13 protein-coding genes are annotated in these 14,113 nt (G+C 72.5%); 6 read left to right on the top strand and 7 right to left on the bottom strand.

The window, feature by feature from the left end; genetic code table 11:
* Positions 1–71: 71 nt before the first annotated feature.
* On the bottom strand, positions 72–263 hold the full coding sequence (locus tag ACFULQ_RS35450; protein WP_383551945.1) for a hypothetical protein: 192 nt from the start codon (positions 261–263) through the stop codon (positions 72–74).
* 9 nt (positions 264–272) lie between these two features.
* Complete coding sequence (gene cofC, locus ACFULQ_RS35455) at positions 273–911, bottom strand: 2-phospho-L-lactate guanylyltransferase (protein WP_383551947.1); 639 nt, start codon at positions 909–911, stop codon at positions 273–275.
* A gap of 154 nt (positions 912–1,065) precedes the next feature.
* On the opposite strand from cofC, the gene ACFULQ_RS35460 reads away from it, so the two are divergent.
* The 3 genes from ACFULQ_RS35460 to ACFULQ_RS35470 all read left to right on the top strand — a co-directional run bounded on the left by ACFULQ_RS35460 (position 1,066) and on the right by ACFULQ_RS35470 (position 4,077).
* Positions 1,066–1,830 (top strand): lysophospholipid acyltransferase family protein, encoded by a 765-nt coding sequence (locus ACFULQ_RS35460; protein WP_383551949.1) that lies wholly within the window; start codon positions 1,066–1,068, stop codon positions 1,828–1,830.
* Positions 1,827–2,837 (top strand): NAD(P)H-dependent glycerol-3-phosphate dehydrogenase, encoded by a 1,011-nt coding sequence (locus ACFULQ_RS35465; protein ID WP_383551951.1) that lies wholly within the window; start codon positions 1,827–1,829, stop codon positions 2,835–2,837. Before ACFULQ_RS35460 ends, ACFULQ_RS35465 begins: the two co-directional genes overlap by 4 nt.
* Positions 2,838–2,919: 82 nt before the next feature.
* Positions 2,920–4,077 carry a D-alanine--D-alanine ligase family protein gene (locus tag ACFULQ_RS35470; protein WP_383551953.1) on the top strand — a complete coding sequence of 386 codons (1,158 nt, stop codon included), beginning with the start codon at positions 2,920–2,922 and terminating at the stop codon, positions 4,075–4,077.
* Positions 4,078–4,147: 70 nt separating this feature from the next.
* On the opposite strand, the gene ACFULQ_RS35475 is transcribed toward ACFULQ_RS35470, so the two are convergent.
* Both ACFULQ_RS35475 and ACFULQ_RS35480 read right to left on the bottom strand, forming a co-directional pair.
* Entirely contained in the window at positions 4,148–4,630 is a 483-nt protein-coding gene (locus ACFULQ_RS35475; RefSeq protein WP_383551955.1) for a DUF3515 domain-containing protein, read from the bottom strand.
* Positions 4,631–4,650: 20 nt separating this feature from the next.
* Positions 4,651–4,884: an Lrp/AsnC family transcriptional regulator gene (locus ACFULQ_RS35480; protein ID WP_020121007.1), complete on the bottom strand. Its 234-nt coding sequence runs from the start codon at positions 4,882–4,884 to the stop codon at positions 4,651–4,653.
* Positions 4,885–5,090: 206 nt separating this feature from the next.
* On the opposite strand from ACFULQ_RS35480, the gene ACFULQ_RS35485 reads away from it, so the two are divergent.
* Together ACFULQ_RS35485 and thiD are read left to right on the top strand one after the other, a co-directional pair.
* Entirely contained in the window at positions 5,091–6,059 is a 969-nt protein-coding gene (locus ACFULQ_RS35485) for a thiamine-phosphate kinase (protein ID WP_123763312.1), read from the top strand.
* Positions 6,056–6,868: a bifunctional hydroxymethylpyrimidine kinase/phosphomethylpyrimidine kinase gene (thiD, locus tag ACFULQ_RS35490; protein WP_383551957.1), complete on the top strand. Its 813-nt coding sequence runs from the start codon at positions 6,056–6,058 to the stop codon at positions 6,866–6,868. Before ACFULQ_RS35485 ends, thiD begins: the two co-directional genes overlap by 4 nt.
* Before the next feature lie 141 nt (positions 6,869–7,009).
* Here the strand turns inward: thiD and rpmB are convergent, their stop codons facing one another.
* Complete coding sequence (rpmB, locus tag ACFULQ_RS35495; RefSeq protein WP_007384934.1) at positions 7,010–7,195, bottom strand: 50S ribosomal protein L28; 186 nt, start codon at positions 7,193–7,195, stop codon at positions 7,010–7,012.
* A gap of 256 nt (positions 7,196–7,451) precedes the next feature.
* Here rpmB and ACFULQ_RS35500 point away from each other — a divergent pair, with 256 nt between their 5' ends.
* A complete protein-coding gene (locus ACFULQ_RS35500) occupies positions 7,452–9,185 on the top strand; it encodes a DAK2 domain-containing protein (protein ID WP_383551959.1) in 1,734 nt (577 codons plus the stop codon).
* Between the two features lie 50 nt (positions 9,186–9,235).
* Here the strand turns inward: ACFULQ_RS35500 and ACFULQ_RS35505 are convergent, their stop codons facing one another.
* Positions 9,236–12,271: a tetratricopeptide repeat protein gene (locus ACFULQ_RS35505; RefSeq protein WP_383551961.1), complete on the bottom strand. Its 3,036-nt coding sequence runs from the start codon at positions 12,269–12,271 to the stop codon at positions 9,236–9,238.
* Complete coding sequence (locus tag ACFULQ_RS35510; protein ID WP_383551963.1) at positions 12,271–14,106, bottom strand: HSP90 family protein; 1,836 nt, start codon at positions 14,104–14,106, stop codon at positions 12,271–12,273. Before ACFULQ_RS35510 ends, ACFULQ_RS35505 begins: the two co-directional genes overlap by 1 nt.
* Between the last annotated feature and the right edge of the window lie 7 nt (positions 14,107–14,113).

Here is a 14,113-nt window from a genome sequence, read left to right on the forward strand (position 1 = left end):
GGGCACAGGGGCACTCACGCGCCGGGCCGGACTCCGCATCGGAGTCCGGCCCGCGGCGTGTGCGAGGGGGGTCAGAAGGTCTGGAGGGTCACCAGGGTGATCCTGTCCCCGTCCATCTCGACGCGCACGCGCTGACCGGAACGCAGCAGCCGCAGGCCGCCCGCGTCGAACGCCGGCGCGTCGAAGGGCACCGGGGTGCCGTCGTCGAGAAGCACCTGCCCGCTGCGGCTTTCGGGGTCGTACGTGTACGCGGTCGCCTGCATGGCCGCAGCCTACTGCCCGGGAATCAGCAACCGCGCCGCGGCGGCGGCCGTGCGGGGGCCCACCCCCAGTGCCAGCGCCGCCCGCAGATCCTCGCCGGTGTCGACGTCCTGCCGTACGGAATCGACATCCCCGAGACGCAGTTCCGCGGCTCCCGAGGCGTGGTGGCGGCGCCGGGAATCCGGGCCGAAGGCAGGACGCAATTCCTCGCTCGGCGCCGCGGCCAACAAGGTGGTGCCCATGGCCGCCGCGTCCGGGAGAAAAGCGCGGGGGAATTCCGCGGCCGCGTCCAGGACCCGGGCCAATTCCAGGGGGCGCAGCGCCGGCAGATCGGCGTTCAGGGCCGCGAGGGCGCTTTCGGGGCGCGCCGACCGTACGGCGGACGCTCCGTGCCTCAGAGCCGCGTTCAGACCGCCGTGGGGCTCGTCGGTGACGATGCGGGCACCCAGGGCCGCAAGCTCCCGGCAGGCCAGGGCGTCGTCCGTGACCACCGCCACATCACGGACCGCCGGGCAGGCCAGCGCGGCCGCCACGGTGTCCTGGGCGAAGGCGAGGGCCAGACCCGGGCGCACCCCGTCGGCGGCGGTGTCCGAGAGCCTGCTCTTGGCCCGCGCGAGGGGTTTCAGCGGGATGACCAACGTCCACTGCACGCGTGTTCCGTCCTTGTCTTCTCACGGTCATTGTCACTCAGTCGTCACGCGGCCCATCTGGCGGTGTCGGCGGCGGGGCGTACGGTGTTCTCGACAGACAGCCGGCCCGGGGCGACACTTGTGCGGCCCCCAGGCCCTAGAGGAAGGTGTCCGCGTGCCCCGCCGCAGAATCGGCTTCTGGTACCGCTTGGCAGCGGTGATCGCCAAACCGCCGCTCGTGGTTCTGATCAAGCGGGACTGGCGTGGATTGGAGCACATTCCGGCCGACGGCGGTTTTATCGCCGCGGTCAACCACAATTCGCACTTCGATCCCCTCGCGTACGCGCACTTTCAGTACAACACCGGGCGCGTTCCGCGATTCCTCGCGAAGGCCGGTCTTTTCAAGAAGGGATTCGTCGGCGCCGTCATGCGCGGCACCGGACAGATCCCCGTCTACCGCGAGAGCACCGACGCGCTCAGCGCATTCCGGGCCGCGATCGACGCCGTGGAGCGCGGTGAGTGCGTCGCGTTCTACCCCGAGGGCACCATCACCCGTGACCCGAACCAGTGGCCCATGACCGGCAAGACCGGCGCCGCGCGCGTGGCCCTCCAGACCAGGTGCCCGGTCGTCCCGATCGCGCAGTGGGGCGCCAACGAGGTGCTGCCGCCGTACGCCAAGAAGCCCCACCTCTTCCCGCGCAAGACCCACCACGTCCTCGCCGGCCCGCCCGTGGACCTCACGCGCTTCTACGACAAGGACATGACCCAGGACCTCCTCAAGGAGGTCACCGAGGTCATCATGGCCGCCATCACCGCCCAGCTGGAGATCATCCGCGGCGAGAAGGCACCCGCGACGGCGTACGACCCGCGCCGCGAGCGGATCGAGCAGCGGCGCCGGAGCCAGGCCCAGAGCGGTCACGAGGGGGAGAAGAGCAAGTGAGCAAGCCCGTCAAGGCGGCCGTCTTCGGCACCGGTTCATGGGGTACCGCCTTCGGCATGGTGCTCGCCGACGCGGGGTGCGAGGTCACTCTGTGGGCGCGCCGCCCCGAACTCGCGGAAGCGGTCAACTCCACGCGTACGAACCCCGACTACCTCCCGGGCGTCGAACTCCCGGAGAACCTGAGGGCGACGGCGGACGCCGCCGAGGCCGCGCGCGACGCCGAGTTGACCGTCCTCGCGATCCCCTCGCAGACCCTGCGCGCCAACCTCGCCGAGTGGACCCCGCTGCTCGCGCCCGACACCGTCCTCGTCTCGCTGATGAAGGGCGTCGAACTCGGTTCCGCCATGCGGATGAGCGAGGTCGTCGAGGACGTCGCCAAGGTGGGCCAGGACCGCGTCGCCGTGGTCACCGGGCCCAACCTCGCGCGGGAGATCGCCGCCCGGATGCCGGCCGCCGCCGTGGTCGCCTGCACCGACGAGACGGTCGCCAGGCGGCTCCAGGCCTCCTGCCACACGCCGTACTTCCGCCCGTACACCAACACGGACGTGGTGGGCTGCGAACTGGGCGGTGCCGTGAAGAACGTCATCGGCCTCGCCGTGGGCATCGCGGACGGCATGGGACTGGGCGACAACGCCAAGGGTTCGCTCATCACGCGCGGTCTGGCGGAGACGACCCGCCTGGGCCTCGCGATGGGCGCGGATCCCCTCACCTTCTCCGGACTCGCCGGTCTCGGCGACCTGGTGGCGACCTGCTCCTCGCCGCTGTCGCGCAACCACACCTTCGGCACCAACCTCGGCAAGGGCATGACCCTCCAGGAGACCATCGCGGTCACCAAGCAGACCGCCGAGGGCGTCAAGTCCTGTGAGTCCGTGCTGGATCTGGCCCGCAGGCACGGCGTCGACATGCCCATCACCGAGACCGTCGTCGGCATCGTGCACGAGGGCAAGTCCCCGGTGGTCGCCGTCAAGGAGCTGATGTCGCGCAGCGCGAAGCCCGAGCGACACTGAGCTACGACCTCGCTTTTCCCCTCGTTCGCCGCGGGGGCGGACGCTGTATCGGGGCACTACCACCGGGTACTCTCAACGCGATATGAGCACCGAGAACCTCCCCCAGAGCCCTGAGCAGCCGCCTCGCAAGCCGCGCGTGGCCGTCGTGTTCGGCGGGCGCAGCTCCGAACACGGGATCTCCGTGGTCACCGCCGGCGCCGTCCTCAAGGCCATCGACCGGACGAAGTACGACGTCCTGCCGATCGGCATCACCCAGGACGGCCGTTGGGCCCTCACCGCCGACGAACCGGAACGCATGGCGATCACCGAGCGCCGTACGCCGAACGTCACGGAGCTCGCCGAGTCCAGCGAGGGCGGGGTGGTGCTCCCCGTCGACCCCGCCAACCGCGAAGTCGTCTACAGCGAGCCCGGATCGGTGCCCAAGGCGCTCGGCGAGGTCGACGTCGTCTTCCCCGTCCTGCACGGCCCCTACGGCGAGGACGGCACCCTCCAGGGCCTCCTGGAGCTCTCCGGGGTGCCGTACGTCGGCTCGGGCGTGCTCGCCTCGGCCGTCGGCCAGGACAAGGAGTACATGAAGCGGGTGTTCACCTCCTTCGGGCTCAAGGTCGGCCCGTACGTGGTGATCAGGCCGCGCGAGTGGGAGCGGGACGAGTCCGCGGCCCGCAAGAAGATCGTCGACTTCGCGGGCGAGCACGGCTGGCCGCTGTTCGTGAAGCCCGCGCGCGCGGGTTCGTCGATCGGCATCACCAAGGTCGACGACCTCTCCGGACTCGACGAGGCGATCGCCGAGGCGCAGAGCCACGACCCGAAGATCCTCGTCGAGGCGGCGCTGCGGGGCCGCGAGATCGAGTGCGGTGTCCTGGAGTTCGAGGACGGCCCGCGCGCCTCGGTCCCGGCCGAGATCCCGCCGCCGCAGGAGCACGCGTACTACGACTTCGAGGCGAAGTACATCGACTCGACCCCGGGGATCGTGCCCGCGCCGCTCACGCCCGAGGAGACGGCCGAGGTGCAGAAGCTCGCGGTGGACGCGTTCGACGCGGCCTCCTGCGAGGGCCTGGTCCGCGCGGACTTCTTCCTCACCGAGGACGGCGAGTTCGTGATCAACGAGATCAACACGCTGCCCGGTTTCACGCCGATCTCGATGTACCCGCAGATGTGGGAGAAGAGCGGGATCAGCTATCCGGTGCTGGTGGACCTGCTGATCCAGGCAGCGCTGCGCAGGTCCACGGGACTGCGGTAGCCGGTGCGGCTCAGGCGGTCGGCGGCCAGGCGATGAGCGGTCAGGCTGTGGGCGGTCCGTCGCTGGGCGGCTAGTCGGCGATCCCTTCGGGGATCGCCTTCCTTATGCCGGGCGCCAGGTCCACGAGGGGTGCCAGGCCGTTCCCGGTGCGCTTCTCGGGGATCGTCACCTCGACGTACGCCTTGCGCAGGGTCGTGGTGAGACGGAACGACCCGTCGTCCTGCTTCTCCAGCAGCCACCCCACCCCGTCGACCTCCACCCCGTCGGCCTCCGGATCGTCCATCTTCGCGGGCCGCTGTACACCGCACCGCAGTATGATCGCCGGGTCACCCCAGCCCGCGGTCAGCGCGGATGCCGGCTCGGGGTCCCGGCGATCCTGACCGTCGACCTTGGACGGCAGCGCCCTGTCGAGGTTCTCGCACAGCCCGGTGACTTTCGTGCCCGGGCTGGGAACCGCGGCCCGGGCGCCGTCGTCTGCTGAGGAGCAGCCCGCAAGGGGGATCAGGGTGAGCAGCGCGGGCAGGCCGATGAGCCGGCGACGGAAATCAATCACCGGCCAAGGGTAGACGGGGGCTACAGATGGACCACCGGGCAGGTCAGGGTGCGAGTGATGCCGTCCACCTGCTGGACCTTCGCGACCACCAACCGGCCCAGGTCGTCTACGGTGTCGGCTTGTGCGCGGACGATCACGTCATACGGTCCTGTCACGTCCTCGGCCTGGATGACCCCAGGAATCTTGCTGATCGTCTCGGCGACGGTCGACGCCTTGCCGACCTCCGTCTGGATCAGGATGTACGCCTGTACCACGGAACCTCCAGGGCGGCCACGAGGATCATGTGGGGAAAAGGAACGCCACGGTATCGCGTCGTCGCTCGCCACGGGGAGACCCGCGGGGGCGTGGACGCCCGCGCCGGGGTGCGGACACGACAGAAGTTCACGGTCCCCTCGACCGTATCGAGGACACTGATGACGCGCGACCGGGCACGGCACGGCACAGAAGGGGCGTAAGGGCCATGAAGGGCACTGTTGGTGAGCTCGGGGAGTTCGGGCTCATCAGGGAGCTCACCTCCCGTCTCACCACCACCCCGGCGGTCCGGGTGGGCCCCGGCGACGACGCCGCGGTGGTCGCCGCGCCCGACCGCCGGGTCGTGGCGAGCACCGACATCCTTCTGGAGGGTCGGCACTTCCGCCGCGACTGGTCCACGGCCTACGACGTGGGCCGCAAGGCCGCCGCGCAGAACCTCGCGGACATCGCCGCCATGGGTGCGGTGCCCACCGCCCTGCTGCTCGGTCTGGTGGTGCCCGCCGAACTCCCCGTGACCTGGCCCTCGGAGCTCATGGACGGCCTGCGCGACGAGTGCCAGGTGGCCGGCGCCTCCGTGGTCGGCGGGGACGTCGTCCGCGGGGACACGATCATGGTCTCCATCACCGCACTCGGCGATCTGCGGGGCCAGGAGCCGGTCACCCGGGCCGGCGCCCAGCCCGGCGACCTCGTCGCGGTGACCGGCTGGCTGGGCTGGTCCGCGGCCGGGTACGCGGTGCTCTCCCGGGGCTTCCGCTCGCCCCGGGCGTTCGTGGAGGCGCACCGGCGCCCCGAGCCGCCGTACCACGCGGGCCCCGCCGCCGCGGCGCTCGGCGCGACCGCGATGTGCGACGTGAGCGACGGGCTGATCGCCGACCTCGGGCACATCGCCGAGGCCAGCAAGGTCCGCATCGACGTGCGCTCCGGCGCGATCGACATCCCCTCGCAGATGAACGACATCGGGCAGGCCGTCGGCGTCGACCCCATCCAGTGGGTGCTGACCGGGGGAGAGGACCACGCGATCGTGGCGACCTTCTCGCCGGACGTGAAGCTGCCGGCCCGCTGGAAGGTGATCGGCGAGGTCCTCAACCCCTCGGCGCTGCCCCAGGTGACGGTCGACGGGGCGCCCTGGACCAGCAAGGGCGGCTGGGACCACTTCGGCGAGGACATCGAGTCGTGAAGCCTTTTGTGCTCACGGTGGCGGGCTCGGATTCCGGCGGAGGCGCCGGAATCCAGGCCGACTTGAAGACCATGCTCGCGCTCGGCGTGCACGGCATGAGTGTCGTTACGGCGGTCACCGCGCAGAACTCCCTTGGTGTGCAGGGCGCTTGGGAGCTGCCGGTGGAGGCGGTGCGGGCGCAGTACCGCAGTGTCGTGGACGACATCGGTGTCCAGGCCGTGAAGACCGGGATGCTCGCCTCGGCCGAACTCGTCGAGGAGGTCGCCGAGTTGATCGGTGCCACTGGTGTCCCGACCGTGGTCGACCCGGTCGGCGTCTCCAAGCACGGGGACTCCCTGCTGGCCTCGTCCGCCCTGGAGTCCCTGCGGCACAAGCTGCTCCCGGTGGCCACCGTCGCCACCCCTAACCTCGACGAGGTGGCCCAACTCACCGGTGTTCAGGTGGAGTCGGAGTCCCGGATGAGAGAGGCGGCCGACGCCGTCCTGTCGTACGGGCCGGCCTGGGTGCTCATCAAGGGCGGCCATCTCCCCGGTGACGCCGTCGACCTGCTCACCGACGGCTCCGAGGAGCACTGGCTGCGCGCACCCCGCCACGACAACCGCCATACGCACGGCACGGGCTGCACCCTCGCCTCCGCGATCGCCTCCCAGCTCGCGAAGGGCCAGTCCGTGCCGGAGGCGGTGGCGGTGGCCAAGGAGTACGTCACCGGGGCGATCGCGGCCGGCTTCGCGCTGGGCGGCGGGATCGGGCCCGTGGACCACGGCTGGGCGCTGCGCGGGGACTCCGCGTCGGGGACGCCGGCGGGTTGATGTGCGTCGCCGGGTTCACGGTGAGCGGCTTCACCCTGGGGTGGCGCGGTGGTCAGGTGCACGGCACAGCAAAAAGCCGGCCCACCTTTCGGTGGACCGGCTCTGCAGCGAACCAGCAGTGGCGCGCGCTTCAGCTGTGCGTCAGCGCGAGACCTTGCCGGCCTTGATGCACGAGGTGCACACGTTGAGGCGCTTCGGCGTCCCGCCGACCACAGTACGGACGTGCTGGATGTTCGGGTTCCAGCGACGGGACGTACGGCGGTGCGAGAAGGACACGCTGTTGCCGAAGCCCGGCCCCTTGCCACAGACGTCGCAGTTGGCAGCCACGGGTCACTCCAAAGACTTCAGATGCACTTACGGTGGGATCCCGGCGGGCCGGGATCGAGATCGCAGGATCAAAGATCTGAGTGGCGCTGCCAGGGGAATGGCCCGATCGGGATCGGGCAACCGGAGCAGCATACAACGACTGCGCCAGTAGAACGAAACTACCATGGCTGATCAGGCACTCGCTCCCGGCCCTCTTCCGGCGGACGCCCGCCCTGGGTCTACGCTGCGTCCAGTCCAGCAGCCCGAGGAGGCGCAGGTGGCGCAGGTGCCGCAGACATTCTTCGATGCTCTCGCGGTGCGCACCTGGTGCGGTCTCGCACTGCGGGCGCTGGGTCGGGCGCGCGAGGAGATCGACGCGATCAACGTCTACCCCGTCGCCGACGGGGACACCGGCACCAACCTGTATCTCACGGCGGAGTCGGCGGCCGCGGCCGTGGAGGCCGTCTTCGACGCCCACGACGCCCATGACCTGGGGAAACCCGCACTCGCCGACGCCGCGCGGGCGATGGCGCACGGAGCCCTCATAGGCGCCCGCGGCAACTCCGGCACGATCCTCGCCCAGCTGCTGCGGGGCATGGCCCAGGTGCTGGCCGCCGACAGTGAGACGGCTCACACCGACGGCGAGGGACTCCGGCTCGCCCTGCGGCACGCCGCCGACTCCGCCCGAGAGGCGGTCGCCCACCCCGTCGAGGGCACCGTCCTGACGGTCGCCTCCGCCGCCGCCGACGCGGCCGGGCAGACGGAGGGCGACTGCGGGACGGTCGCCCGGGCCGCCTACGACGGAGCACGCGCCGCCCTCGCCGCGACCCCCGGCCAGCTGGCCGTGCTGGAGCGGGCGGGCGTGGTGGACGCCGGCGGGCGCGGGCTGGTGGCGGTGCTGGCGGCCCTGGTGGAGACGTTCACGGGGGAGACGCCCAGGGCCGTTCCGGTGGCGGCCGACACAGCGCACGCACGCGTGGCGGGCGGTACGGCCGTGACGTCCCCCGAGACCGCCACGGAGGTGTCCCTGGTCACCCCCGACGTCTCCGCGACCCTGGAAGAGTGCGCCGACGCCCCGGACACCGGTGGACCCGCGTTCGAGGTGATCTACCTCCTGGAGGCCGACGACACCGCCGTGACCCGGCTGCGGGAGCGGCTCGACGGGCTCGGGGACTCCCTCGTGGTGGTCGGCGGCGACGGACTGTGGAACGTCCATGTGCACGTCGACGACGCGGGCGCCGCCGTGGAGGCGGGCGTCGAGGCCGGCCGGCCGTACCGGATACGGATCACCCACTTCGGCGTCGGCGACGTCCACACCACCGGCGCCGAACGGCCGCCCCGCGAGCGCGCCCAGCGGGCCGTCGTCGCCGTCGTGCCCGGCGAGGGCCTGGCCGTGCTGTACGCCGAGGCCGGTGCGACCACCGTGCTCGCCCGCCCCGGGGAGCCGCCCGCGAGCGGCGAGCTCGTCCAGGCCGTACGGCGGGCCCACGCGCGCGAGGTCGTGCTGCTGCCCAACGACGCCGACCTGCGCCACACCGCGGCCGCGGCGGCCGAGCAGGCCCGCGCGGAGGGCATCCGGGTCGCGCTGATCCCGACCCGCTCCGCGGTCCAGGGCATCGCGGCGCTCGCCGTGCACGAGCCGGAGCGCCGGTTCGACGAGGACGTGGTCCAGATGACCTCGGCGGCCGGCGCGACCCGCCATGCCGAGGTCGTCGTCGCGGAACGCCAGTCCTGGACCATGGCCGGCATCTGCCAGGCCGGTGACGTCCTCGGCCTCATCGACGGGGACGTGGCCGTGATCGGCTCGGACGTCACCGCCACCGCCGAGGGCGTCCTCGACCGCATGCTCTCGGCCGGCGGTGAACTGGTCACCCTCGTCCTCGGCGACGAGGCCCCCGAGGCCGTCGCCGACCATCTGGAGGCCCGGGTGCGGGAGTCGTACCTCGCCGTGGACACGGTGGTGTACCGGGGTGGGCGGCAGGGGGCCTTGCTGCTCATCGGGGTGGAGTAGGGCGGGCCCGGGCGGGGCCGAGGGACCCCGGGGATCAGGGGCCCTGGGGATCAGCCCTCCTGCTCCTCCATGAGCGCGAGCAGCTGCTCGGCCTCGGCGCGACGGGCCTGTGCCGTTTCGTCGTGGGCGTCGCGACGGGTCGGTTTCGTCCCACCGTCGGCGTCGCGACGGGCCTGTTGCGTCCCATCCTCCGCGTCACGACGGAACGGTCCCGTCCCGTCGTCGCCCTCCCCGTCCCCGCCCCCGGCACCGTAAGCAGCCAACACCGCACGCGCGCGTGCCGCCGCCTCCGCCGGGCGGCTCAGGTCCGCCGCCAGCCACCCGGCCGCCAGCTCGGCGCCGGTCCGGGCGTCCAGGGCGTCGGCGCCGAGCGAGGCGAACAGCACGATCGACTCGGCGACCTGGGCCAGCGCCTCCTCCAGCACGGCCCGGATCGAGTCGTCCTCGGCGTCCTCGGGCACGGAACGCGCCAGCAGATCGCCGAACTGCCGGTGGGTGTGCCCGAGTTCGCCGATCAGCCGTGGCCGCGCCTCCTCGTCGGCCTCCGCGTCGCCCAGCGCGGCCTCGCACTCGCGGACCGCCTCCGCCATCAACTCCCGTGCCGTGTCCGCCCCGTCCTCGGCCCGCAGGGCGAGCCACGCGCGGGCCCGCAGGGAGCGGATCAGGCCGTGCACATTGCCGAGCTCGCGCCACAGGCCACCCGCGCGCGCGTACGCCCGGTCCGCCTCGGCCGGCAGACCCGCGGCCCCGAGGGACTCGGCGGCGAGGTGGGCGAGCGTGGCGTGGTCGTGCTGCTCGGGCCAGTGCCGGGCGGTCTCGGCGGCCTGGAGACGCCGTTCGGCCGCCTCCCGGTGCTCACCCAGCTCGCTCAGACAGTCGCCGAGCCACCACTGCGTCTGGACGACCACCCCGTCACCGTGCGTCTCGGCGCTCAGCTCGGGCAGCGCCGACTCCAGCACCTCCGCCGCCTCGGCCCACCTGCCGATGCGCACCAGGTAGCCGCCCAGCTGGTGCCGGGCCCAGGCGCCGAGGGTCGGGCCCTCGCCGGCCTCGTCGGCCCAGTGCGCGGCCTCCAGGGCGTGCTCCGCGGCCTCCTCGGCGAGCCCCCGGCCCCCGACGACCTCGGCGAGCTGGAGCCGCAGCTGGGCCCGCCCGATCGGTTCCAGATGCGGCCCGCCGTGCTCCAGGGCCGCGCGCAGCGCCCGCTCGGTCCCGGCCAGGTCGCCCAGGTGGTGGAGCAGCCCGGCCAGCCGGGCCTCGTACTCCACCGCGAACCAGGGCAGCCCCGCCGCCACGAACCCCTCCGCGGCCCATGTGAACAGTTCCGCCGCCGTCTCCACGTCCCCGGTCCGCGCGGCCAGCTCCGCCAGCATCGCCTGCGCCTCGGCGACCCGCGCGGCGAGCCGTACGTCGTCCCCGGTGCGCCCCTCCACGAGGGCGAGCACCTCCCGTACGGCCTGCTCGGCTTCGGAGAGGGCCTCGTCCTCCCCGGTCTCCTGCACCCGTCGCATCAGGATGCGCGCCCGGGACATCACCACCGACGCGGTCTGCCGTACCCCGGTGCCGTCCGCCGCGTAGAGCGCGAGGACCTCGTCGTACGGCCCGGCGACGGCAGCGAGGCCTTCGTCCACCTCGCCGGCCAGCGCCTGCACGTACGCGGCACGCGCGTGTGCGGCGAGCGCCTCGCCGGGGTCGCCCGCCTGCTCGTACAGCTCGGCGGCCCGCTCGAACAGGTCCGCACCCTCGGGGCCCAGGTCCATCGCCTCGTGGTCGGCTATCTCCGCGAGGTCGCGCGGGTCCAGTTCGGCGCCCTGCGCGGCCCGTGCGACCGCCGCCCACGCCTCCACGGCGTTCGGCTGGAGGGTGTCGGACAGCCGCCGGGCCTCGGCGATCAGTGCGGCGAGGTCGGGCTCCTGGGCCGTCACGGCGGCCTGGGGCGCCACCGGGGGAGCGGCGACCGTCCGCGCCGCCCGCACCCCGAGCGGCAGCCGTTCCACCAGCGGCCGCTGTGCCATACGCGCGCGTGCCCGCTCGCTGACATGCGTCGTGCCGTTGCGCTCGTCGAAGCGGGCGGCCAGCGCGAGGGCCTCCTCGCGCGCGTGGGCGGCGAGTTCCGCCGCCGTCCAGGACCGGCCCGCGGGCCCCGGCACCGGCCGGTCGGCCGGACCGAGCTCGACGAGACGGTCCATGAGCAGCGCCACCACGGCCATGAAGTCCAGCCTGCTGCGCGGATGACCGTCGTCCGTGAAGTACGCGGGACGCTCCGCGAGCAGCTCCAGGCCCCGCGCCTCGTTGCCGCTGAGCGCGCAGAACTCGACATGGTCCGCGTAGGCGCCCCGCATGCTCTCCATCGACCGCACGAGCCGGAAGCCCCGCAGATGATGGGCGCGCGCCTCCTCCAGCCGTCCCAGCCGCAGCAGCGGTATCAGCGAGGAGGCGAGGGCCGCGTGCGGCTCATGGGCGCAGGTGAACTGGCCCTCCAGGACCGGCGCCCACAGCTCCAGCGCCTCCTCGTCCCGCCCGCCCTGGGACTGCCACCAGCCCTGTTCGTGCAGCTCGCAGGCGTGGCAGTCGGCCATGCTGTCCCGGTCCGCGGCCAGCCACGCGGCGTACGCGCGCTCGGCCCGCTCCTGGTCCCCGATGTGCGCGGCCACGCTGTACTCGGCGCTGCGCACGGCCCGTTCGGAGTGTCCCGCCAGCCGGTAGCGGTGCTCCATCTCGCCGAGCCACTTCTCCATCGCGGCGAGCGGGATGTGCGGCTGGTCGAGCATGCCGGTCGTCATCCACTTGAAGACCCAGTGCAGCGAGTGCGTCTCGTACTCGTCGAAGTCCTCGGGGCGCTCGTCCCACATGCGCAGCAGCCGCGCGAAGGGGACGAACATCTTGGCCTTCTCGGAGCTGTAGTTGTAGACCTTCAGCTGGTGTCCGAGCGCCTCGATCACCGCGAGCGGGATGTTCAGCTTCTCGGCCTCGGCGAGCAGCTGTTCCGCGCGCGCGTTGCGGGCCGGCCCCTCCGGCTCCTCGGAGTTCTCCGCCATGGCGCGGCGCAGCGCCTCGAACGCCGCCTCCCCGTCGATCCCGCTCATCAGCGGCCCTCCTCGCCGTTCGTGGCCCACTCCAGGAGGCCGATGAAGGCCCGGTTCAGCAGCGCCGTGTCCGCGGGCCTGAGCGGGCGCTGGGCCATCAGCAGCGCCTGCCCGTACAGGGACTCGGTGGCGGTGCCGATCAGTTCCGGATCGCCGAGCGAACCGATCCGCCGTACCAGAGGGTTGAGATGGTTCAGCACGAGACGCGCGCGGGGGGCGCTCCCGCGCAGCGAGCCGAGGATGCCCGCCCACAGGTCGTCGGCCTGCTCCTCGGCATCCGCCCGCGCCTGCTCGTGCCGGGCGTCCCGGTCGTCCAGGTGCAGTGCGGGCACGGACAGCGGCCGGAAGGCGCGCAGGACGACATCGCAGCCCAGCGGATCGAGCCTGGCCCGCGCGGCCGCGAGGAAACCGGACAGCGCCAGTTCCTCCACCGGATCGACCAGGTCCATGTGGGCGGTGACGGTGTCCGCGTCCAGCTCGGTGACGACCGTCCCCGGCCGCACCGAGGGCAGTGCCTCGACCAGGTCGCTGTCGTACGTGTAACCGCCGTTGACCACCCCGATGCCCTGTGCGGAGGCGATCGGGGCGACCTGCCGGTACTCCTCGACCGTGCGCGTGAAGTGCACCACCGGGTGCCGCTGGGCGAACTCCTCCAGGGACAGCCGCCCGTCGGTCGTCTCGAACGGCAGCCAGGGCAGCATCGTGCGCAGCATCTCCCGGTCGTGCCGCGCGAGCGACTTCACGCCCAGGTGGTGCACGGACAGGAAGGCCCCGAGCCGCTCCGGGTCCCCGGCGGCCAGGCCCGTCAGCCAGGACCGGATCCGCTCGCCGAGCGCGTCCCGCACGGCGGCCAGCGTCTCGTCCTCGTACAGCGACTCGCGCGAGGCCGTGGGCCGCAGGCTGTCGGTGTCCAGGACGCACCGGACGAAGAACGCCCAGTCGGGCAGCAGCTGTTCGGCCCGCTCGGTCAGCAGCATGCCCTTGAGATGCACGCGATGGGTCGCCCGCTGGGCGGGGCTGACGGCGGACGGCAGGACGTACGCGACGCCCCGGACCCCGGCCAGCGGAACGTTCAGCTCGATCGAGTCCAGCGGGGTGAAGCCGAACAGGTCGTGGCAGTGCCGGGCCAGGGCCACCCTGCGGTTGGCCGGAGAGGGATACGGGCGGTCCCAGGGCGCGGGCAGATCGGTGACCGCCTCCTCGCCGACCCGGACGTCGTACGGCAGCAGGGAGCCGAAGTCCCGGGCGAGCTGGAGCACGCGTTCGGGTGCGAGCCACTCGCCGGCGCCCGCGCGGGCGACCAGGTACACGGTCGTCCCCGGTTCCGGACGGGCGTCGGGGGGCAGCGTCCGCACCCGGTACGAACCGTCGTCGCTCGCCGTCCACTCCACGGGCGGGGCGTCCGGCGTCCGGGCGCTGCGGCTGACCACGCGGATGCGTTCGGCGACCACGAAACAGGCGAGCAGCCCGATGCCGAACTGCCCGAGGAAGTCCGAGCGCGCCTCCTGAAGTCCCTCGGCCCGCTTGGAACTGCGCCCGATGGTGGCCAGCAGGTTGTGCACGTCCGCCTCGGTGAGCCCGACCCCGGAGTCCTCGACCCGCAGGGCGCCCTCCTCGGCGTACAGCCGCACTCTGGCCGGGGCGTCCGGCTGCTCGGCCCGCCGGGCCGTGATGGCGTCCACCGCGTTCTGGAGCAGCTCGCGCAGGTAGACCTTGGGGCTGGAGTAGAGGTGATGGGAGAGGAGGTCCACCAGACCGCGCAGGTCGACCTGGAACGTATGAGGTTGCTGAGGTACCTGGGGTGTCTGTGATGACTGTGAGGTCTGGGAATCCATCGTCGCA

The organism is Streptomyces sp. NPDC057253, from assembly GCF_042669125.1.
Lineage (GTDB): Bacteria > Actinomycetota > Actinomycetes > Streptomycetales > Streptomycetaceae > Streptomyces.

Coding starts and splice junctions, on each gene's coding strand:
- ACFULQ_RS35450 (WP_383551945.1), bottom strand. CDS start 263: ATGCAGGCGACCGCGTACACGTACGACCCCGAAAGCCGCAGCGGGCAG.
- ACFULQ_RS35470 (WP_383551953.1), top strand. CDS start 2,920: ATGAGCACCGAGAACCTCCCCCAGAGCCCTGAGCAGCCGCCTCGCAAG.
- ACFULQ_RS35485 (WP_123763312.1), top strand. CDS start 5,091: ATGAAGGGCACTGTTGGTGAGCTCGGGGAGTTCGGGCTCATCAGGGAG.
- ACFULQ_RS35505 (WP_383551961.1), bottom strand. CDS start 12,271: ATGAGCGGGATCGACGGGGAGGCGGCGTTCGAGGCGCTGCGCCGCGCC.
- ACFULQ_RS35510 (WP_383551963.1), bottom strand. CDS start 14,106: ATGGATTCCCAGACCTCACAGTCATCACAGACACCCCAGGTACCTCAG.